Genomic DNA, 21532 nt, shown 5'->3' on the forward strand with positions numbered 1-21532 from the left:
TTGAAAAGCTCTTCATTGAAGGAAGACCCGCCTCGGGCGGGCCTCCCCGAACTATCGAACTTCCCTCGCCGGCAGTCCGTTTGGCAACTCATCAGAACTTGAAACGAACCCCGGCCGTGAGCGTGCGCCCAGCGACGTTATAGAGCGTGAACAGGGTTGGATAGAGAAGTCCCGGCGCTGCAGCCGCGGCAACCAGCGGCGGCTTGCGGTCGAACAGGTTAGTGGCTGTCACGAACAGCTCCGGCTCACCGCGCACGTCGAACTTATAGGAAGCCGTGGCGTCGGTATAGAAGACCGGCTTGATCGCCGGGACATCGTAAAAAGACGTCGGATCGTTCTTGAGGTTGCCGATGGTCACCTTACCGATCATTGATTCCTGCACGAACAGGGTCAGGCCGCCATTGGTGTAATTAGCGCTGAGCGTGCCCCTGAACTTGGGATAGGCATAGCCCGTCTGGCTGTTGACGCCATGGCCCGCATAATCGATGACCGGGGCGATCGAGTTTGTCTGCGACTTGTAACGATCAAGATAGTTGGCAAAGGCGCGCAATGCGAGCTCGCCATCGCCGAGCTTCGTCCGGTACGACATGGTGATGTCGAGGCCGCTGGTCCGCAGGAAGCTGATATTCTGCGTGATGAGGCTCACCGAAATTGGATAGTTGGCGGCCGAGCGATCACTAAACGGCAGCGGTCTTTCGATGAGGGCGCACGTCGGCGATGTGCCGTTCGAGGTTTCGCACTCGTTGATCACATCATTCAGCCCTTGCGTGGCGATGGCGCCTTTGATCTTGAGGTCGTAATAATCGACCGAAACATCAAGGCCGGGGAGGAAACTGGGGCTAAGGACCACGCCAGCGGCGAACGTGTCGCCCGTTTCGGGATCGAGGTCGGGGTTGCCGCCGCTGAATTGGCGGATCGAACCGGGCTGGCCCGTGTGAGGATCGTTGAAGTTCACCGGCTGGGTCTGGACGCCGGCAAACAGCTCAAACAGCGAGGGCGCGCGAATATCGCGCGAGCGCGTGACACGGAACATGATGTCCTGGATCGGCTTGTAGACCGCGCCGACCTTCCAAGTCTTGACGCTTCCGCTGGTGCTGTAGTCGGTAAGGCGAAAAGCGCCATTGAGGCTCAGTTCCTCGGCGAAGGGCTGGCCCTTGAACACCGGAACCTGCGCTTCCGCGAACGCCTCCTTCACGTTCAGCTTGCCGTAGGCCGAGCCGACATTGGTGTTGTTGAAACGGGTCATACGATTGGCCGGAATGCCGCGCAGGCCGGTAAAGTCTGTGGGCACCGCGGGATCGGAATTAGACCTCAGGTCCAGCTTCTGCTTACGATATTGCCCGCCAATGGCGACCGTCACCGGACCAGCCGGAAGCTCGAATAGATCTCCGCGCGCCGACACGACGAAGTCGTCGGTTGTGTTCATGGCGCGGTAGCGGGATACGCCAAGGACGGTCTGCAGATCGGCGGCTGAGGGTGTTCCCGCGCCGAAGACATTGAGCGGCGTGCAGCCCGGATAGAGGCCCGGGTTGGTCAGCGTAACGCGGCAGATGATCGAGCCGTCGGGTCCGCGAACCGCATCCAGCGCTGCTGCCATCTTGGGAATCTCGACCTGCGTCTGGGCAAATTTGGTGACGGAATTGCCATGAGTATAGTCGGCGGTGATGTTCCATCCGCCGAGGTTCCACTCAAGCCCGCCATTGATGAGATAGGCATTGGTCGCCTCCCGCGTCGGGATGGGGCCCTGCTCGCCGATGAAGCGGAAGACGGTGAAGCTATCGTTGGGTCCCATTTGCGCCTGAACACCCGGGTCCAGGAAGGCATTGCCACTGAAGAAACGGAAGCCGAGCACGGACTGCGCCTGCGTATCGTAACTGGTGACGCTGCGCGAATAGCTGCCCTGGACATGCGCCGTCAGCCCGTCAGTCAGATCATAGGCCAGTCGGCCAAAGCCCTGGGTGGTTGTCAGCGGCGCGATAAGCTGGTTGAAGCCGGGAATATAGAGCCCGTCGCCGCCCACATTGGTGCCGGGCGTCCCGGTGGGGGTGCCGCGCTGTATCGGGCGGACCGCGCCGCCCGGCAGGAAGATGTTGTTGGCGAGCGCGGGTACGGTGCTCGTCAGGATGATGCCGTTATTATAGTCGTTGGTCGTGAAACGCAGGTTCGGCAGGAAGATGAACGGGTTTGCCTCGCGACCAGGTGCGGCGGTCGATCCTGGGACCGAACCTACGGCGGCATAGGCATCGTCACCATAGATGCGCGCGCTACGCTTGATGCCATCGCTGTGGAAACGCTCGATCGAGGCAAGAACATGACCGCGATCGCCTGCAAAGCTCAGGCCCCCTGCAATGCCAATGCGATAATTGCCGAGATCGCCTCGTGTCGATACGCCGCGCTGCGCGACGCCCTTTACGCCTGTGAACTTCTTGTCGAGGACGAAGTTGACCGCCCCGCTCACGGCGTCAGAGCCGTAGACGGCCGATGCGCCGCCGGTCACAACATCCACCCGCTGGATCAGTAGTTGAGGAATCGTATTGACGTCCACTGCGCCGCGGAAAGTCGTAGGCGGAACGCGGATGCCGTCGAGGAGGATCAGCGCTCGCGTCGGGCCGACGCCGCGCAGGTTGAGCAGGTTGCCATGCTCGCCACTATTGCCCTGCAACTGGCTGTTGGATTGCGGGCTGACAGAGTTGGCAAATTGCGGCAACTTGTTGATCGCATCGGCAAGGTTGGTCGGGGTCGCCTTCTCCAACTCCGTTGTGGGCGCAACAGTGACTGGTGTCGGCTGGCTGTAGCCGTCGCGCACGACGCGCGTTCCGGTGACGACGATGTCGCGTGTGGTAGGCGCGCCAGCATCCTCCATCGGCTGGGGTTCGGGCGACGCTGTCGTCGCCGTTTGCGCATGGGCCGGTGCGATTATACCGGCGAAGGCGCATCCAGAAAGGAGCGCTAGTCGGCCAAACTTGAACCTTGTCATCATCTCTCTCCCTCCGATTAGGGCCATTTTGTCTTTCGCCCTGAATTCCCGTTTCATCCTGTCAGAAGATCAGACTGCGCCGGCCTCCTGCGCTGCCTGCCAGGCGGCCTTGGCCAGTGGTTCGATCCGTGTGACGATGTCGCCGGCATTGCTTGCGGTCTGCACGCCGTCGCGCGCCCGGCCGGCGATGCCTTGCAAAATCGCGGCCACCCGGAACAGGTTGAAGGCGCGGTAGAAGGGGTGCGTTGGATCGCCGCGAAGGCCGGTCCGCTCGCAGTAGCGCCGGGAATAGTCCTCCGCAGTTGGAATGCCGAGCGTGGCTAGATCAGCCCCGCGCAGGGTACCGCGCACATCAACGCCCTCTGGCCGGAACCATTCCATCATATGATAGGTGAGGTCGCCGAGCGGATCGCCCAAAGTCGACAGTTCCCAGTCTATGACAGCGGAGACGCGCGGTTCGGTCGGATGGACCAGCAAGTTGTGGAAGGAATAGTCACCATGGATGATCGTGGTGCGTTCTTCTGTGACTGGAATCGCGCTGGGCAGCCAGTCTATCAGCCGGTCCATTTCCGGAATATTCCGGGTGCGCGAGGCATCATATTGCCGCGACCAGCGTGAGATTTGCCGCGCGAAATAATTGCCCGGCTTGCCATAGTCGCCGAGCCCGAGCGACGCAAAGTCGACCAGATGCAGGCGGGCGAGAGTTTCATTGGCGGAATCATAGATCGCGGCCCGCTCCGCACGGTCGAGGCCTGGCATGCGCGGGTCCCAGAAGCTGCGTCCCGGGACGTAGCGCATCACGTAGAAGATGCTGCCGATGACATCCTCATCCTCGCAGAGCAGTAGCGGCTCAGCAACAGGCAGCCCTGCTTCGTGCAGGGCCATGGTGATGCGATATTCGCGATCCACCGCATGGGCGGATTTCAGCAAAACGCCCGCAGGCTTGCGTCGCAGGACGTAGCGATGGTCCGGCGTCGACAGAAGGAAAGTCGGGTTGGATTGGCCGCCCTCGAACTGCTGGACGCGCATGGGTCCGGAAAAATCGACGATCCGACCTGTCAGATAAGCGGCAAGGCGCGTCTCATCGAACGCGCTGTTAATGGCGACATCGATTATCGAGCCGATCGTGGCGGCAGGCTGCGCGGTGCTCACGATGCGGCCCTTTCGGCATATTTTGCGAGCTCCATACGGGCAAGCTGGCGTTCATGCACCTCGTCCGGGCCATCGGTCAGCCGCACGATGCGGGTGTTCGCCCAAAGCTCGGCCAGGCCAAAGTCGTCGCTCACCCCACCTCCGCCATGCGCCTGGATGGCGTCATCGACGATCTGTTGCGCCATCTTGGGCGCGGCGATCTTGATCATCGCGATTTCGGCGCGCGCGGCCTTGTTGCCGACAATGTCCATCCTGTGCGCGGCCTTCAGGCACAGCAGGCGCGCCATTTCGATCTCGCAGCGGGCGCGGGCGATCCGTTCTTCCCAAACCGAATGTTCGGCGATGGCCTTGCCAAATGCCCGCCGCGAGAGCAGGCGGCGGCACATCTTTTCCAGCGCGACTTCCATCGTCGCGATGTTGCGCATTGTGTGATGGATGCGTCCCGGACCCAGCCGCCCCTGTGCGATTTCGAAACCGCGGCCCTCACCGAGCAGCATGTTTTCGGCTGGCACCCGCACGTTGTCCAGTGCCACCTCGAAATGGCCATGGGGGGCATGATCGTAGCCAAAGACGGGAAGGTGCCGCACAAGCGTCACGCCCGGCGCGTCGCGCGGCACCAGAATCATCGACTGCTGCCGATAGGGCGCGGCGTCCGGATCGGTCTTGCCCATGACGATGAAGAAATCGCAGCGCGGATGGCCGGCACCCGACGACCACCATTTCCGGCCGTTGATGACATAGTCGCTCCCGTCGCGGCGAATCTCGGTCTGGATGTTGCGCGCGTCGGAGGACGCGACGGCCGGCTCAGTCATCAGGAAGGCAGACCGGGTCATCCCGTCACGCAGCGGCACCATGAAGCGCTGCTTCTGCTCAGCCGTGCCATAGCGGTGGAGCACCTCGAAATTGCCGGTGTCGGGCGCCATGCAGTTGAACACCTCGCTGGCGAAGGAAATCCGGCCCATTAGCTCGGCGATCGGCGCATATTCGACGTTGGTGAGGCCAACGCTGGTGAAAAATTCGTCGTCATGCTCAGATGGCGGCATAAAGATGTTCCACAGCCCGGCCGCCTGCGCCTTGTCCTTGAGTTCGTCAAAGATGGGGGGAATTTCGGTCCAGCGATCAATCGCGGCGGACTGCGAGTGATAAAGGGGGACCGCCGGAGCGATGTGCTCCTCCATGAACGCCCGCACACGCTCCATCCAATCCCTGGACTTGGCCGACTGTTCAAAATCCACGCATCCGCTCCATTTATGCCACCGGATTCGAGCCGGCCCAGTTATGTTCTAGGACTCACCCGACCGATCGGTCGAGTGATTATTATTCAACCGACCGGTCGGCTGTCAAACTGGTCAGGGAAAAAATTTTCAGTTGACGTCCGACCAGTCGGTCGAGCATCTCAGTGGCAGGAGAGCATGCAATGACCAATAACCCGCTCATGGAAGTCGCCCTGTTGCAGGGCCATGCGCCCTACACGCTTGCGGGGTATGAGAAATTTCGTTCCGTGATCGATTCAGACGGCGCGCTTCCGGCCAAGTTTAAGGCGCTATTCGCTGCAGCGGCAGCAATCGATCGCCGGCATCTCGCCCTTGCGCGGCGAGAATTTCGGCGTGGCGTCGTTCTTGGCCTGACGCCCAAGGAGGCAACGGCAGGCCTGATTGTATTGGCAAGCCTGCGCGGCGAGGCCGCCGCCATCGATTTCGCGTTGATCATCGATGAAAGCTTTGACGATCCTGCCGCACCGCCGCCACAGGCGCTGCCAAACGCAGCTGCGGGCGAGGCAGAGGCTAATTTCCGGGCCTATTGGGCGGGCAGCATACCTGCGCCGCTCGCCCAGTTGATGCGCCTCGTGCCGGCAGCGGCGGATGCCTATTATCTGATGCGGCGCGGCAGCATCGACGCCAATCCGCTGTCGCCCAAATATGGCGAGTTGCTTCTGCTCGCCATACTGGCGGCAGGATACAGCCCGATGGCAGCGACCCATGTGCGCGGCGCGCGCAATGCCGGTGCTACGGACGAGGAAATTGCGGAGGCCGTGCTGTGCGCGATCCCCGCTGCGGGGATTGCAGCCTGGATGGCGGTCGGCGGGATGCTGGCGCCACCCGAAGAAGGCGGCATTGCCCGCTGAACCACTTAGTTTTCACATCTTTGCCAAGGAGAGAGATTTATGGAACCGGAAAAGGATGTCATCCAATATGAAGTGGCTGACAACGGCATCTGCACCATCTGGCTTAACCGCCCCCATGTGAAGAACTGTGTGAGTCCTCAGCTGCTGCGCGATCTTGAGGCGGCGGTGGACAAGGCGGCGGATGACGATTCGGTGCTGGCGGTCGTGTTCCGTGGGCGCGGCCACACCTTCTGCGCCGGTGCGGATCTTGGGCAGCTCGTAGGACCCGTGCTGCACGAAACCAGCACCTCGCTTCAACTGGCGATCGACTCGGCGCGCACCTATGACAAGATCTACAACATGAAAAAGCCGACCATTGCTTGCGTCGAGGGTTACGCTGTCGCCGGCGGATTCGAGCTTTTTATCTCTTGCGACTTCGGCATTGCCGCCGACGATGCCAAGATCGGCGACTTTCACATCCGCCGCGCCCTGTTCGGCGGCGCCGGCCCGATCTATCGCCTGCCGCGCTATATCGGCATGCGCAAGTCGAAGGAACTGATGCTGACCGGCAAGCTCCTGTCCGGCAAGGAATGCGTCGAATGGGGCCTGTGCAACGCCTCGGCGCCCAGCGACCAGCTGGATCAGCTGATCGAGGATTTCTGCGCACCGCTGATCGACAAGAGCCCCTTCTGCATGTGGATGACCAAGATGGCGGTCAACCGCGGTATGGACGCCGATACCAACTCACTCATCACGCTGGAAACGATGACCTGCAACGTGGTGCATCACTCCGCCGATGCGAAGGAAGGTGTCGCGGCGTTTCTCGAAAAGCGCCAGCCGGTCTGGACGGGCAAGTAAGCCATGGCGGTGAGCATGGTCGTCCTGGCCAGCCGGCCGCAGGACTGGACGCACGAGCAGTTCACTGCCTGGTGGCGCGGCCCCCATGCCGACGCTGCCAAGATACTGCCCGGGCTTCTGGCCTATCGCCACGGCGCGGTGACGAAGGATTATGACAATCCGGAAGCGCCGGCCTGGGACGGTCACGCCGTGCTGACTTTCGCCGATCACGGCGCGCTCGACGCCGCCTTTGCTTCTCCGGAATGGAAGGCGGCGACAGCCCAGACGAAGGGCATGGGCGGTCAGCGCATCATCCTCATCACCGATGAGGTAAATCTGCTTGGCGAAGACGATCATGGCTGACTGGAACCCCGGGTTCACCTCCGCGCAATTTCGCCTCGACGGCAAGCGGGCGCTCATAACCGGTGGACGCGGCGCGTTGGCCGAAGCAATGGCCGCGACGCTGGCGGATCTGGGCTGCGCTGTCGCGCTTGCTTCGCGCACGGAGGCCGACTGTGCCGATCTGGCCGCCGGCATTGCCGAGCGGTTCGGCGTTCCGGCTGTCGGCCTTTCCTGCAACATCGCCGACGAAGCATCGGTGGAGGCGGCGGTCGCGGGAACGATCGACCGGCTGGGCGGCCTCGATATCCTCATCAACAATGCCGGCGCGTCTTGGTGGGGCCTGCCGCAGGATATCCCGCTCAAGGGCTGGCAGAAGGTGATGGACGTCAATGTGACCGGCACCTTCCTCGCTTGCCGCCATGCGGCGCGCCATATGATCGCGGCGGGCGGCGGCGCGATCGTCAACATCGCGTCGGTGGGCGCATTCCTGTCCTATCAGCCTGACGCGGGCCAGGTCGTTCCCTACACCACCAGCAAGGCGGCGATCGTTCACCTGACCAGCGACCTCGCCGCCCAATGGGCCGGACACAATATTCGCGTCAACGCCATCGCACCCGGCTCGATCGAGACGGGAATGACCGAAACGCTTGATCCCGCCATTCAGGAAAAGACGCGGGCGGGCATATTGATGCGCCGCTTCGGCCGCCCGGACGAAGTGGCAGGCACGCTGGCCCTGCTGGCGTCGGACGCGGGTAGCTTCATAACGGGGCAGACCTTCTTGGTCGATGGAGGGCAATCCCTTGCCTGAAGAGCAAAGCCATCCGGCGTTCGAATGGAACGCTGAGCGGCTGTGGCCGCAATTCGCCCGCCTTGCCGACGCCGAACCGGACGCGCTTGCCCTGGCGGATTGCGGCGACCGTCTGTGGAGCCGGGCAGAGCTGCGAGGGCAGGCGGTCGAGATCGCGGCCTTGCTGAAGGCGGCCGGGGTCGGACCGGGCGACCGCGTCCTGGTCACCGCACATAAAAGCCCCGCAACGATCGCCACGGCGCTTGCCATATCGTCGCTGCAGGCGATCTTCTGCCCCGTATCGCCAAAGCTCGGCACGGGCGATCTTGCCGCGCTCGAGTCCTTGCTCGGCCATGCTGCCAAGCTGAGCGGCACCAGCAGCGCCTTGCCTGTTGTCGCTGCCGTATCCGGCAAACGGTCAACCGATCCGCGCGACCGCAACGCCGCGCTCATCGGCTTCACCTCTGGCAGCACCGGTGTGCCCAAGGCTGTGATGCATGCCCCCGAAGCGCTGAATTACGCGACCCGTGCCTGCGCGGTGATCGCGGGCCTGCAACCGGACGACGCTATCCTGGGCATCGTCCCGCTCGACAGCGCGCCTGGTTTTACCTTCACCGCACATTTCGCGCTGTCTCTGGGGCATCCGCTGGTGCTGGTCGATCCCTGGGTGCCGGTCGAGGCGCTGCGTCGGGCCGAACGCTATGGTTGCGGCTGGGCGATCGCGGTGCCGACGCATCTCTTCACGATGGTCGAGGCTGCCCGGCTTGGCGAATGGACAGGCCGCTTGCCGCTTCGCGCCATGGCGGTGGGAGGCAGCGCGATGACGCCGGAGCTTATCGAGGATGCTGACCGGCTGCTCGGCCTCAGGGCGCTGCGCATGTTCGGTATGTCCGAATGCATGGGCCATGCGTCCACCAGTCCCGTGCATCCGTTAGAACGCCGTCAGATTTTCGATGGCATCCCCTTCCCCGGCACGCAGGAGGAGGCGTTCGACGCAGAGTTGCGCCCACTGCCGCGTGGCAGTCGGGGACAGGCAGGCGTGCGCGGCCCCTCGCTCTTTCTGGGCTATGCGCAGGGCATGGGGGCAGGACAGGAGCGGATGACGCCCGACGGCTTCTATCTGACCGGCGACGAGATCGTCCGGGATGAAGAGGGCTTTGTCCGCGTCGTCGGCCGCATCAAGGACCAGATCATTCGCGGCGGCTTTAACATCGACCCCGCCGAGGTGGAGGCTGCCCTTCTGCGCCACCCCGCCGTCGCGGAGGTGGCGGTGGTGGCCGTGCCCGAGCGCAAACTGGGCGAGCAGGCCTGCGCCGTCTGCCGGCTGCGGACGGACGATGGGAGCATCGACCTGTCCGCGCTGCTTCACCATCTTTCGCAGCAGGGCTTGTCCCGCAAGAAATGGCCCGAACATCTGGTGCTGGTGGAGGCAATGGCCGTCACCGCCACCGGTAAGCTCGACAAGAAGGCGATGGCCGCCATCGCCGTGGAGGAGGTCGCCCGCAGACGCGCGGCGTCGGCCGCCAGACAGGACGCATGACATGAAGCAGACAGCAACCAGCGCCTTCGTCGATGGCGTGGCTCTTATCACGCTCGACAATCCCCCGGTGAACGCGCTCTCTGCGTCCCTGCGTCAGGGATTGCAGGCCGAACTCGAACAGGCCTTTAGCGACAAGGCTGTTCGCGCCATTATCTTGCTCTGCGCGGGACGAACCTTCATCGCTGGGGCGGACATCACCGAATTCGGCCAACCCTGGCAGCCGCCGTCCTTGCCAGATCTGTGCGCCATGCTCGACGATGCGCCCAAGCCGGTCGTCGCTGCCATTCACGGCACCGCTTTGGGCGGCGGTTTCGAACTGGCGCTAGCCTGCCACTATCGGGTGGCTGCACAAAGCGCGAGGGTCGGACTGCCGGAAGTGCATCTGGGCCTGCTGCCTGGAGCGGGCGGTACCCAGCGCGTGCCCCGGATCGTCGGTGCGGAGACAGCGCTCGAGATCATCACATCTGGCCGGCAGATCAAGGCGGCGGAGGCTCTTTCGCTCGGACTGGTCGATACCGTGGTCGAAGATGCCGCCTTGCGCCACAATGCGCTGGCCTTCGCCCACCGCATTGTGGCTCATGGCAGTGACAAGCCACGAGTCCGCGACCGGGCCGACGCGCTCAGCGCCGATCGGGATCGTCCGGAGCTATTCACCGCCTTTGCCGCCGCAAATGCGCGTCGGTTCAAGGGGTTCGTCGCACCCGCCGCCATCATCGAAGCCGTCAAGGCAGCCGTGACTCTCCCCTTCGAGCAGGGGCTAGCGAAGGAAACCGATTTGTTCGAGCGGCTGATCGCCAGCCCCGAATCCGCCGCCCAGCGCCATGTCTTCTTTGCCGAGCGCGAGGCGGCCCGTGTTCCCGACATCGGCCCCGACACGGTCGCGATCGACATCCGGTCGGTGGGTGTCATCGGCGCGGGCACGATGGGCGGCGGCATCACGATGAATTTCCTGAACGCCGGCATTCCCGTCACGCTGTTGGAGACAAGCCAGGAAGCCTTGGATCGCGGCATCGCCACCATCCGCCGCAACTATGAGGCGACGGCGGTCAAGGGGCGGATGACGGCAGCGCAGGTGGAACAGCGCATGGACCTGATTGCGCCCAGCCTCGACCTTTCCTCGCTTACCGACGCCGATCTCATTATCGAAGCCGTCTATGAGAGTATGGACGTCAAGACGGGCATATTCGCCAGTCTTGACCGGATCGCCAGGCAGGGCACGATCCTGGCGTCCAACACCTCCTTCCTCGACCTCAATTGCATTGCGGCAGCGACCAGTCGGCCCGAATGGGTCGTGGGCCTCCATTTCTTCTCACCCGCCAATGTCATGCGCCTGCTGGAGGTCGTGCGAGGGGCCGAAACGTCTAAGGCGGTCGTCGCAACAGCGATGCGGCTTGCTAAACGGATCGGCAAGGTGGCCGTGCTGAGCGGCGTGTGCGACGGCTTCATTGCCAATCGGCTGATGGCGCCGCGTGGCGCGCAGGCGGAAGCGATGATGCTTGAAGACACGCCGATCGCGGAGATAGACCGCGTACTTGTCGACTATGGTTTTGCCATGGGCCATTTCCAGATGATGGATCTGGTTGGCTTGGACGTCATCGGCCGGAACGCGACGGAACGAACCGTGATGGGCGATTTGGTCGCTGTCGGCCGACTGGGCCAGAAGCGTGGCGCGGGTTATTATGATTATGATGATAAGCGGCGTTCGCGTTTTTCGGACGTGACAGGCAAGCTGATAAAGGAGGTGGCCGCCGCCCGAGGCATCGCAAGCAACCGCACTTCAGGCGACGAGGCTTTGCTCGGCCGGCTGCTCTATCCGGTCGTCAACGAGGGCGCGAAAATCCTCGAAGAAGGCATTGCCCTACGCGCATCGGACATCGATATCGCCGCCGTGCTTGGCTATAACTGGCCTGTCTATCGCGGCGGGCCGCTTTTCTGGGCCGATCAGGTTGGACTGGACCGGATCGTCGCAGACATGCGCGCGCTGGAGGTGGTGCATGGCGAAACATTCCGCCCGGCGCCGCTGCTCGTGCGATTGGCGGAGGCGGGGCGCCGGTTCGGCGACAAGTCGTGACCCTCAATCGCGCCTGTGTGCTTGCGCACAGGCCCGAAGGCGCCGCGCGCACCAACGATTTCGCCTTCCGGGGAGGACGTAGTCTAACCGCCCGCGCTACAGGAGGGCGAAATCCTGGTCCGCACCCGAATCATCTCCTGTTCTCCGACGATCCGCAACAGGCTGAACCCGGCCGGACGCAGCTATCGCGGCGCAATAGGTATCGGTGATCCGATCCGGGGCACTGCGGCGGTCGAGATACTGTCGTCTCGTCATCCACTTTTCAAAATCGGGCGGTGGGTAAAGCGGTGGCGCATAGGGTCAGAATCCATTGATGTGAGAGGCGCAATCTGATTCAGGCTCCGCGAGGAGACGATATGAGCGACTTGTGCTGGCTGACAGACGAGCAAATGGCGCGGCTCGAACCATATCTTCCCAAGAGCCATGGCAAGCCGAGGGTTGACGATCGGCGCGGGCTGAGCGGGATGATCTTCGTCAACCGGAATGGGCTGCGCTGGCGGGATGCGCCGAAGGATTACGGACCACACAAGACGCTCTACAATCGTTGGAAGCGCTGGGGTCAGATGGGCGTCTTCACGCGCATGATGGAAGGGCTCTCGGCCAGTGCTGAGCGCAAGACGGTGATGATCGACGCGACCTATTTGAAGGCGCACCGCAGGGCATCAACCCTGGCGGTAAAAAGGGGGATCTCGGGCGCCTGATCGGCCGCACCAAGGGCGGCATGAACACCAAGGCTCTCCTGAGCTTGTCGAAGGGCTCATGCCGTTACCGATGCCAACGGACGCCCCTTGAACTTCTTCATGACCGCCGGTCAGATCAGCGACTATCGGCGCAGCGGCCCTTCTTGACGAATTACCCAAAGCACAGTGGTTGCTCGCCGACCGAGGCTATGATGCCGACTGGTTCAGGGACGCGCTGGAGGAAAAGGGCATCAAGCCCTGCATTTCGGGCCGGAAATCGCGCAACGAGCCCATCAAATACGACAAACGCCGCTACAGGCGCCGCAACCGGATCGAGATTATGTTCGCCCGTCTGAAGGACTGCGCCGTGTCGCCACCCGCTACGACCGCCGCCCAATCGCCTTCTTATCGGCGATAGCACTCGCGGCCACCGTCATCTTCTGGCTCTGATCAGTGAGTCCTGACCCTAGCCGCGCAATCGGCGCGCTCTGGCGCGGCGCAGGCCGTCCTTCTGCGATCCGATCATAACGGCTTGTTGAGGATGGTGGGGAATGTCGGTCCGATGATGTCGATGTCCGGCCAAGCAGGGGTCATTCGTGCCGATCGCGCTTCGAACTGTGCCTCTTCCATCGGTGCCAGGCCAAGGCCCATGATGATGTCGCCCCTGCCGGTTTTTCCTTCAATCTCCGCTCGCCACCGGCAACGGCCCTTCCTGCTCCTCAGCTTTGCAGGAAGGCAAGGATGTCGGCATTCAGTTCTTCGGCGTTGGTCGTCAGCATGCCGTGCGGGAAATCCTCATAGATTTTCAGTGTTGCATTGGGCAGCAATTCGGCCTGGAGCACGCCCGCATTCTTGTAAGGCACAACCTGATCGTCATCGCCGTGCAGCACCAGCGTCGGGACGCTGATCGCTTTCAGATCGTCGGTCTGGTCGGTTTCCGAAAAAGCCTTGATGCCGTGATAATGGGCGAGTGCGCTGCCCATCATGCCTTGACGCCACCAATTATCGACAACGCCTTGCTTCACGTCCGCATCCTCGCGATTATAGCCGTAAAAGGGACCGCTCGCGACGTCACGAAAGAATTGCGCACGGTTCTTCGCCAGGCTTTCGCGAAAGCCGTCGAACACGTCGATCGGCAGGCCCCCGGGATAGCGATCGGTCTTGACCATGATCGGGGGCACGGCGCTGACCAGCACAGCCCGGTCGACGCGGCCCTGAGCAATGCCGAAACGCGCGACATAGGCGGCGACTTCGCCACCCCCAGTCGAATGGCCGATATGAACGGCGTTTCTAAGGTCCAAATGCTCGGCAACCGCTGCGGCGTCTGCCGCGTAATGGTCCATGTCATGGCCGAAATCGACCTGCTGCGATCGGCCATGGCCGCGCCGGTCATGGGCGACGACGCGATAGCCCTTGTCCAGGAAGAAGAGCATCTGCGCGTCCCAATCGTCGGACGAGAGCGGCCAGCCATGATGGAACATGATCGGCTGGGCATCCTTGCTTCCCCAGTCCTTGTAGAAGATGTCGACGCCGTCGGTGGTGGTCACGAAGCTCGATGAGGCGGGGCTGGGCATAGCAGGCTCCTGATGAAGCGGGATGACGATGAATGTTCGGTTCCGGTCTGGGAAGAGGGTGGCCCTCGTTCGTTGCACAGTGTTGAACGCATCGGCCAGGCACATGATGCGTGCGGCCGATTATGCCATTTTTGCGGGCTGAACGATATCCGGAATTGTCACGTGACCGCATCTGCCGCGGGTCTGGCCGCCCACTGGTTGAATAAGTAAAGGCGGAAGCGGCTTGCACCGCTTCCGCCTCAGAAGCACATCGTTCTCTCTGCCAAGCCAGCCGTCAGAAGTTGGCGCGAATGCCAGCCAGAATTGTGCGACCGGGATAATAGACCGAGTAAGGCGCATTATCATATTCGAACAGGGTACGGATCGGCTCGTTGGTCATGTTGAGCGCATCGAGCGTCAGGCGCACGCCATCGTTGAGGAAAGGCAGCTGATAGCCGGCCGACAGGTCGAGCTGGCCCCGAGCCTTCGACCGCAGCGAGGCATTCTGGATGCCGTTTTGCGGACGATTGACTGCGATCGCGTCGTCATTCCACACATAGTTCAAGCTGACCGACAGCCGATCGTCTTCATAGAAGCCCTGAAGATTATAGGAATATTTCGACACGCCTGTCGCCACCAGTCCGGAGGAGGAGGATTGGTCCAGATAGGTGCCGTTGGCCGAGAAGCCGAGTCCCTTCATCAGGAAGTCGAGCGGCTGGACCCAGGTGATTTCCAGCCCCTTGATCTTCAGGTCCGACAGGTTGATCGGCCGGTTCACGGTGATGGGCAGCTGCCCTACGGGAATGCCCGTCTGCAACGAGCGATCATTAAGCGCATTTTGCTGTGTCGGGATCAGGCTGTCGAACGGGATGTTGAGCGAGCCGAAGCTGACCTCCTGCGACGTGGTGACGGTGAAACCCTGGATGTTCTTCATGAACAGGGACAGCCCGACATAACCGATGCCGCCCGTATAGATTTCCCCGCCCAGATCATAATTGTCGGACGTATAGGGTTTCAGGTCCGGATTGCCCGCACTGGCGACGAGGGCGGACGGATCGGAAAAGGTGATACCCGGCAGAATTTGGCTGGCATCGGGCCGGGTCATCGTCCGCGATGCTGATGCACGCAGCTTGATATTGTCCGCGATATCATATGTCAGATTGATCGACGGCAGGAAGTTTTCGTAGGTCGACCGCGACGTGATATCGACGATTTCCGAACCGATCTGGCTTGGTCCGACCACTTCTTGGCGGGTGCGGGCATAGCGCATGCCGGTATTGATGCGCAGGTCGCGGCCCGCAATGGTGGTGACGCCGTTCAGCTCGAAATAGGCGCCCCAGACTTCTTCGTCCATGTCGCCGGTCGCGCCGCCGGTCACCGCACCACGTGTTTCCGGCGCGCTATCGCGATAGCTTTCATAGTCGGTTACGTCGCGGATCGCACCAAAATCCGGCATGATGTAGCGGGTAAAGCCGATATTGCCGCTGGCAAGATGCCCGAAATTCTTGACGGAACCGGGCATCAGATATTGCGGGATCGCGCTGGTCGGGATCGATCCGGTGTCGCCAGTGCAGCCGGTGCCGCACACCGACAGCTGATAGGCAGGGCTGTTGTCATAGGCGCGGATGGAGCGCTGCGCCCGGTCAAAGGCGGCACCCACCTTCACGTTGAAGACGTCGTCACCATAGGTGACATCCAGATGCGCGCCCTTGGTTTCCGTCTTGCGGCGGACAAGCGCGACATTCTGGCGATACCATTCCCACAGGCCGTTATTGGGATCGTTGAGGTCCACATTGGTGGTGATCGACGGATAATCCCCCTGGCCGCTATTGTCATAATATACGTCGACGCCGGATTGAGGCGCGGTCTGGAACACCCAGCTCGGCTGCTCGCGGAAGAAACGGCTCTTTGAATAGTTGGCGCTCAGGTCGACCTTCAGCAGGTCGCTGGGCTGCCAGCTCAGGCTAGGGTTGATGTTCCAGAATTTGGTGGTCTGCCTGAACTGGCTCGCCTCCAGAAAGAAGGAGCTATTGGCAAAGGTGCCGCTGGTGACGACGCCATTGTCATCGACCGTCAGGTCGATCGGAATCATGCCGCCTGTTGACTGAGCGCTAGTCCCGGGGCCCGAATTGCGTACCTGCCAATTCATGATCAGGCGGTCATAGTTGCGTTTGGACTTCGCCCAAATGCCGTCCAGTGCGAAATGCAATTCGTCGCTCGGCCGCCATTCCAAAGATGCCAGCGCCGAGATGCGCGAGCGATCGCCTTGCGTCAACGCCTGGCGGCCAAGACGCGGAATGAGCGCAGTGCTGAGTTGGTCGCGCGTCAGGCCCGAAGTGGCGACGACATCGACCGGCTGGCCAGCGACCAGGCCATGACCAGCATTGTTCGGCACGATCGAGGCGTAGCTGAAATTATTGCCGCCCGGATCGCCCGCTCCCAGATTGCCGTCGCTATAGCCCAGCGTTTCATAGCCATCGACCCGCGTTTTCGTCTTTACGCCTGCTACGCCCAGCAGGATGCCGAACGTATCGGTGGTGTGGCTCGCGACGATCGCGCCGCGCGGGCTGATCTTGTCGTTGCTGTCGGTATATTGGCCCTGCGCGACGACCGTGACATGCGTGCCGGGCTTGTCGAACGGCCGCGCGTTGCGCAGGTTGACCGTGCCGGCGATGCCGCCTTCCAGCGTGGAGGGCGAGGGGGTCTTGGCCAGATCGAGCCGGGTGAACAGTTCCGACGGGAAGAAGTCCAGGTCGACCTCGCGATTGGCGCTGCCGCCATTGGTGCCGCCATCCGACGCGACCTGCAACTGCGATCCGTTCAGCAGCACCCGGGTAAAGCTCGGCCCTAGCCCTCGGATCGCGACCTGCGTGCCTTCGCCATTGATGTCGCGGTTGAGGCGGACGCCCGGCATGCGGTTGAGCGTTTCGGCAAGATTGGTCGCGGGCAGCTTGCCGATATCCTCGGCAAAGATCGAGTCGCCAAATGCCACCGCGTTCTTCTTGGCGTTGGTTGCGCTTTGGAGAGAGCCGCGGATGCCGGTCACGACGATATCGGCGACGTCGTCTTCCTGTGCGGCGGGCGGTTGCGGCGTTACCTGGCCAAGGGCCATGGTGGAGGCGGACAGGGCTCCCACTGCCGAGGCCGCGAAGAGCGCGGAACGTAGATGGTTCTGGCGTAACAACATGACAAATCCCTCTCCTGCAATCTCTGTCCGCTTGAGCGGCAAAGTTTTTACTGGTAACGCTATCAGCGGTAACCAAAGCCGCAAATCAGCAATTCTGTCAACAAAAATTTGAGATATGATAGCGCTATTCGTCATGCGCGCCTTCGCGTCTGCCGGACGGGCTGCCGCTATTCGGACTGCCGCTGGGGGCGCGGATTGCAAGTGTCATCTTGTAGTGGAGCGAGCCGGCAATGACCTGCGCACGGGACTTCCAGGCAGCGGAAAATCCGATCCGGGGGGCGCGAAAGTTTGTAAGGGCTGCAGCGAACGGCAAGTGTCGGCTTCTACCTGATCAGGGGCACATGCCGTCTGATGCTTGACCGCCGGGATGTCATGGATCAGCTGAGCCGATCGTACCGTCCTTTATCGCGTTGACACCGCTGCGGCCATGGTGCCCTCAAACTGAACCCAGTCGAGAATATAGTGCGGTTGATGCGCGACATCGGCCTCTCTGGCCGCATCTTCATTTTACGACGACGGTGTCGAACATTGTTGTCTCGCTTGGAACCAGCGCTTCGACCAGATTTGACGTATCACGTCGCCAGACTTGGGAAATTAGGCTTATGGCTCTAACACCTGCGCCTTGGCCTGAGAGCGATACAGGCGGGCGTCATTTCGGCATCGCTTTACCTAGCGCCAAGGCAGGCGCGGATCGCATGATCGAAGTCAAACCGACTACTGCCGCCGGCGAGGCCGACAGGCCGTGTCCCGTTAAGTGGTGTAACAGCGTCACCGTTGGGGCGTGAAGCGGAGGGAGCGTAGCGACCGGAGCTTCATGCCCCAACGGTGGCATGGCTTCTGTCTAGGCGGCCATCGCCAATCTTCGGTAGAGTTCGGGTTGCGAAACCAATGAACCTATCGGAGACGACGATGACCACAGACAGAATGGCCCTTATTGAGCTGGTTGAAAAGGGCGCTGATGCGGATCTCGTTCGCGAGATGTTGGCATTTGCCGCTGAGCGAATGATGGAAGCTGAAGTGCAGGTGCTGACTGGCGCCGCGCATGGCGCTCGCGACCCTGCCGGGCGACAGGTCCAGCGCAACGGCTATCGAGAGCGTTCCTGGGAGACCAGGGCCGGCCACATCGAACTGGAGATCCCGCGGCTACGCAAGGGATCGTATTTCCCATCCTTCCTTGAACCCCGTCGGACTGCCGAGAAGGCGCTGACGGCGGTGATCCAGGAAGCCTATGTCCAGGGCATTTCGACGCGATCGGTCGATAATCTCGTGAAGGCCATGGGCGCTACGGGCATCTCCAAGAGCGCCGTCAGCCGACTGATCCAAGAGATTGACGAACGGGTTAACGCTTTCCTCAACAGGCCAATCGAGGGCGAATTCCCTTATCTGTGGCTCGATGCGACCTACATCAAATCGCGCCAGGGTGGCCGGATTGTGTCGACCGCGACGATAATAGCTGTCGGTGTCAGCAACGATGGCCGCCGCGAGATACTGGGCGTCGACACCGGGCCAACCGAGGCCGAAACCTTCTGGAAGGGCTTCTTGCGCTCTCTTGCCGATCGCGGGCTCCGGGGCGTCAAGCTTGTCATTGCAGACGATCACAAGGGCCTACGCGCCGCTGCCAGCAAGGTTTTCCACGCAACCCAGCAACGCTGTCGGATTCATTGGATGCGCAATGCGCTCGCCCATGTTTCCACTAAGCAGCGTGCCGCCGTCACCGCCATGATCAAGACAATTTTCGCGCAGGAAACTGCTCAGGAGGCTCATAAGCAATGGCAAACAGTCGCCGATGCCCTGCGTGATCGCGCTCCCAAACTTGCTGAGATGATGGATGGCTCCCGCGAAGACGTCCTCGCTTACACAGCCTTCCCGAAAGAACATTGGCCGCAGATTTCCAGCACAAATCCCCTGGAACGTCTCAACGGAGAGATTAAACGAAGGTCCGACGTTGTCGGCATCTTTCCCAATGACGCGGCCATTGTACGCCTCGTCGGAGCCCTCATGCTCGAACAGCAGGACGAATGGGCCGTGGCTCGCCGATATATGACACTTGAAAGTCTCGCCACCGTCAGCGACAATCCCCTCATCAGTTTGCCCGGCGTGGCAGCCTGATCCAGTCCGATCCTCTACCGAGGATACCCGCTGTTACACCATCCCCCGGGACACGATCGGCCGACAAGGCCTGACAGGTGCAACTGTAGGCAAATTCGAATGAACGGATGCGTTAATTGGTGGCCAGAAAAGCCGTAGGATTTTCGTCGCTTTCGTCAGCTCCGCTCGAACACTGATGAATGGGTAAATGGCGGACCGAAAGATATTCGAACCATCGATATGGTCTCTGTTTCCGCCATTTCCGCAGGTCGCATAGTGCCGACACAACCCATTTGGTTATTTCCGTTGACATGTTGGAAATGTTCATGAATTGTTCTTATGCCAGACGAGGACAGAACATGCCCGATCAACAGCCTGTCACCGAAACAAAGTCATCTGAGCGGCTGGTTTTTGAACATTATCTTCGGACTGGACAGCTGTCGACCCAAGCGTGGGTTCAAGAGGTTGAGTACAAGTTCAACCCTTATCACGACCAGCGCAATGGCGGTTTCACTTTCGCGCCGGGCGGTCCGCGCTCGCTAAGTCATGTCATCGTCTCGGACCGCCGTGGATTGCATAGGACACCGCAACAAGATTGGGGGAGCATGGCGGCGGTCGGTGCGAGGGCTACGCCCGCACCGACCCATCCGGTACAAACCGTCTCGACAAGCGAAGCGGTCTACCGGCCCTCCGAAGCTTCCGCGTCCATCCAACCTGCACAGTACCGCCCCAATCCCCGAGCGCGCATGGGCGGCAACGGCGGTCCGCCGCTGAACGACCCGCTGACTCTCGAACGGACGTTCCCGGGTTTGGCCAATGCACCGGGCGGCTGATTGGTGGCGCTTGCCGACAATATCCTCGATCTGACCGGCCCGGCCAATCGGTTGACCACCGGATTGGCGGAAGATCATGTCAACATGCTGATACAGCAGATCAGAACCATCGATCCGAAATATCGCCAGGACTCGCTTGGATTTCCGACAACCCTTGAAGGGCAGGTAAATCTGATACGCCAGCTTCGCCTTGATCGAGCCGTGGCCTTCTATCGCGTGAAGGGTGAGACTAGGCCGCTGCAAGTTGAGACACTGCGTATAATGCAGGAGCGCGCGGACAGCACATACGCTGAAGGACAAGTCCTCTTCGATGCGGGACGCCTGCAGTCGCGCCTCTCTCGCGAGGAGACGATTGGCAATTACGTCGATCGCGCGGTAAGGCGTGAACTGCGCGAGTTATACAACGTTCGAGGAATCGATTATTCCAAGGGACAGCAAATCAGGGTGAAATATGACACCTCAGGGAGTGATCCTACATATAGGATTCCCGATGCGCGTGTAGGCAATATCGCGTTCGATGTCACGCTCAGCCGCAAGACCCTCGCGACTCCACAAGTCCGGGGATTTTTCAACAGCGATTTCAAGCCGGACGCAGTGCTTATCGTTCGACCGACCCAACTTGTTTCGAACAGCACGTACGCCATTTCCAGTCCGAGGAAGTAATATGTTTAGTTCGAGCTACCGTTCCACTAAGCTCTACATCCCCCAGGGTATCAGTGAGATATGGGACTTTCTGGGGGCGATGATGCTCTCGGCGCCGAAGTTCAAGGACAAGACCGGATACTTCCCGGATCGCAACATCGACACCGAATTCTTCGCGCTCAACGAGGGCCTGAAAACCATTCGCAAGAAGGTGGGTGAGGAGAATTATCAGGCGCTCGTCGCGCTGTCCGACAAAATGCGGGCGCATTTCGAAGCCGATCCCAAAGACAGCACCAAGGGACGGAATTGCATTGTTGAAATGGAGGCTATCCTGAAGGCCAGCACTCGGGGCAAGTCACGCTGATTTCGAGCTTTTTGCCCTTCCCAAATCCGGTAGCACGCAAGAGGCCAAGAGAGAAAGCCGACCGAAAATACAGGATTTATCCATTATTCGGCGGTTCTCCGGTGTGTGAATGACTCCAGAAAAGACCGGAACCCGCCCCAAAAACAGAAATATATCCTTTTTATCAATCACTTACAATGAAATGGCGGAGCGGGAGGGATTCGAACCCTCGATACGCTTTTGACGTATACTCACTTTCCAGGCGAGCGCCTTCGACCACTCGGCCACCGCTCCGCACGGAACCCGGCTGCCGCTGCAAGCGGCATCATTCGGGTTCTTTCATCCAATCGCACTGGAAGGCGGCTCCCTATCGCGGGGCGGGCGAGGTGGCAAGGG

17 protein-coding genes, 1 tRNA gene and 1 pseudogene are annotated in these 21532 nt (G+C 61.2%); 12 read left to right on the forward strand and 7 right to left on the reverse strand.

What is annotated here, in order from left to right; genetic code table 11:
• Positions 1-91 precede the first annotated feature (91 nt).
• The 3 genes from SKA58_RS02320 to SKA58_RS02330 form a co-directional block, all read right to left on the reverse strand.
• A complete protein-coding gene (locus SKA58_RS02320; RefSeq protein WP_009820727.1) occupies positions 92-2980 on the reverse strand; it encodes a TonB-dependent receptor plug domain-containing protein in 2889 nt (962 codons plus the stop codon).
• A gap of 66 nt (positions 2981-3046) precedes the next feature.
• Positions 3047-4129, reverse strand: a complete 1083-nt coding sequence (locus SKA58_RS02325; protein WP_009820728.1) for a phosphotransferase family protein — start codon at positions 4127-4129, stop codon at positions 3047-3049.
• Positions 4126-5364 carry an acyl-CoA dehydrogenase family protein gene (locus tag SKA58_RS02330; RefSeq protein ID WP_228221560.1) on the reverse strand — a complete coding sequence of 413 codons (1239 nt, stop codon included), beginning with the start codon at positions 5362-5364 and terminating at the stop codon, positions 4126-4128. Before SKA58_RS02330 ends, SKA58_RS02325 begins: the two co-directional genes overlap by 4 nt.
• Before the next feature lie 182 nt (positions 5365-5546).
• Here SKA58_RS02330 and SKA58_RS02335 point away from each other — a divergent pair, with 182 nt between their 5' ends.
• The 8 genes and pseudogenes from SKA58_RS02335 to SKA58_RS19310 all read left to right on the forward strand — a co-directional run bounded on the left by SKA58_RS02335 (position 5547) and on the right by SKA58_RS19310 (position 12940).
• On the forward strand, positions 5547-6254 hold the full coding sequence (locus tag SKA58_RS02335; protein WP_009820730.1) for a carboxymuconolactone decarboxylase family protein: 708 nt from the start codon (positions 5547-5549) through the stop codon (positions 6252-6254).
• 39 nt (positions 6255-6293) lie between these two features.
• A complete protein-coding gene (locus SKA58_RS02340) occupies positions 6294-7091 on the forward strand; it encodes an enoyl-CoA hydratase/isomerase family protein (protein ID WP_009820731.1) in 798 nt (265 codons plus the stop codon).
• A 3-nt stretch (positions 7092-7094) separates the two neighbouring features.
• Complete coding sequence (locus tag SKA58_RS02345; RefSeq protein WP_009820732.1) at positions 7095-7433, forward strand: EthD family reductase; 339 nt, start codon at positions 7095-7097, stop codon at positions 7431-7433.
• Positions 7426-8220, forward strand: coding sequence for an SDR family NAD(P)-dependent oxidoreductase (locus SKA58_RS02350; protein WP_009820733.1), 795 nt, complete (start codon positions 7426-7428; stop codon positions 8218-8220). Before SKA58_RS02345 ends, SKA58_RS02350 begins: the two co-directional genes overlap by 8 nt.
• Positions 8198-9739 (forward strand): class I adenylate-forming enzyme family protein, encoded by a 1542-nt coding sequence (locus SKA58_RS02355; RefSeq protein ID WP_009820734.1) that lies wholly within the window; start codon positions 8198-8200, stop codon positions 9737-9739. The genes SKA58_RS02350 and SKA58_RS02355 overlap by 23 nt, the downstream gene beginning before the upstream one ends.
• Position 9740: 1 nt before the next feature.
• Positions 9741-11810 carry a 3-hydroxyacyl-CoA dehydrogenase NAD-binding domain-containing protein gene (locus SKA58_RS02360; RefSeq protein ID WP_009820735.1) on the forward strand — a complete coding sequence of 690 codons (2070 nt, stop codon included), beginning with the start codon at positions 9741-9743 and terminating at the stop codon, positions 11808-11810.
• A gap of 150 nt (positions 11811-11960) precedes the next feature.
• Positions 11961-12143 (forward strand): hypothetical protein, encoded by a 183-nt coding sequence (locus tag SKA58_RS20195; protein ID WP_232209395.1) that lies wholly within the window; start codon positions 11961-11963, stop codon positions 12141-12143.
• A gap of 23 nt (positions 12144-12166) precedes the next feature.
• Positions 12167-12940, forward strand: a pseudogene (locus tag SKA58_RS19310) (IS5 family transposase).
• 72 nt (positions 12941-13012) lie between these two features.
• Here SKA58_RS19310 and SKA58_RS20455 read toward each other — a convergent pair.
• The 3 genes from SKA58_RS20455 to SKA58_RS02380 form a co-directional block, all read right to left on the reverse strand.
• The gene (locus SKA58_RS20455) at positions 13013-13141 is read right to left on the reverse strand and encodes a hypothetical protein (protein WP_009820738.1); all 129 of its coding nucleotides are present in this window, start codon (positions 13139-13141) and stop codon (positions 13013-13015) included.
• Between the two features lie 68 nt (positions 13142-13209).
• Positions 13210-14064 carry an alpha/beta fold hydrolase gene (locus SKA58_RS02375; protein ID WP_009820739.1) on the reverse strand — a complete coding sequence of 285 codons (855 nt, stop codon included), beginning with the start codon at positions 14062-14064 and terminating at the stop codon, positions 13210-13212.
• A gap of 274 nt (positions 14065-14338) precedes the next feature.
• Positions 14339-17155, reverse strand: coding sequence for a TonB-dependent receptor (locus tag SKA58_RS02380; RefSeq protein ID WP_009820740.1), 2817 nt, complete (start codon positions 17153-17155; stop codon positions 14339-14341).
• Positions 17156-18139: 984 nt separating this feature from the next.
• On the opposite strand from SKA58_RS02380, the gene SKA58_RS02385 reads away from it, so the two are divergent.
• From SKA58_RS02385 to SKA58_RS02395, 4 genes are all read left to right on the forward strand, one after another.
• The gene (locus SKA58_RS02385) at positions 18140-19339 is read left to right on the forward strand and encodes an IS256 family transposase (protein ID WP_037542386.1); all 1200 of its coding nucleotides are present in this window, start codon (positions 18140-18142) and stop codon (positions 19337-19339) included.
• A gap of 290 nt (positions 19340-19629) precedes the next feature.
• A complete protein-coding gene (locus SKA58_RS20200) occupies positions 19630-20151 on the forward strand; it encodes a hypothetical protein (protein ID WP_232209351.1) in 522 nt (173 codons plus the stop codon).
• Positions 20152-20154: 3 nt separating this feature from the next.
• A complete protein-coding gene (locus tag SKA58_RS20205) occupies positions 20155-20814 on the forward strand; it encodes a hypothetical protein (RefSeq protein ID WP_232209352.1) in 660 nt (219 codons plus the stop codon).
• 1 nt (position 20815) lies between these two features.
• Entirely contained in the window at positions 20816-21157 is a 342-nt protein-coding gene (locus SKA58_RS02395) for a hypothetical protein (protein WP_037542033.1), read from the forward strand.
• A gap of 182 nt (positions 21158-21339) precedes the next feature.
• On the opposite strand, the gene SKA58_RS02400 is transcribed toward SKA58_RS02395, so the two are convergent.
• Positions 21340-21430: transfer RNA gene (locus SKA58_RS02400), tRNA-Ser, on the reverse strand.
• Positions 21431-21532 lie beyond the last annotated feature (102 nt).

This window comes from Sphingomonas sp. SKA58, assembly GCF_000153545.1.
Lineage (GTDB): Bacteria > Pseudomonadota > Alphaproteobacteria > Sphingomonadales > Sphingomonadaceae > Sphingobium > Sphingobium soli.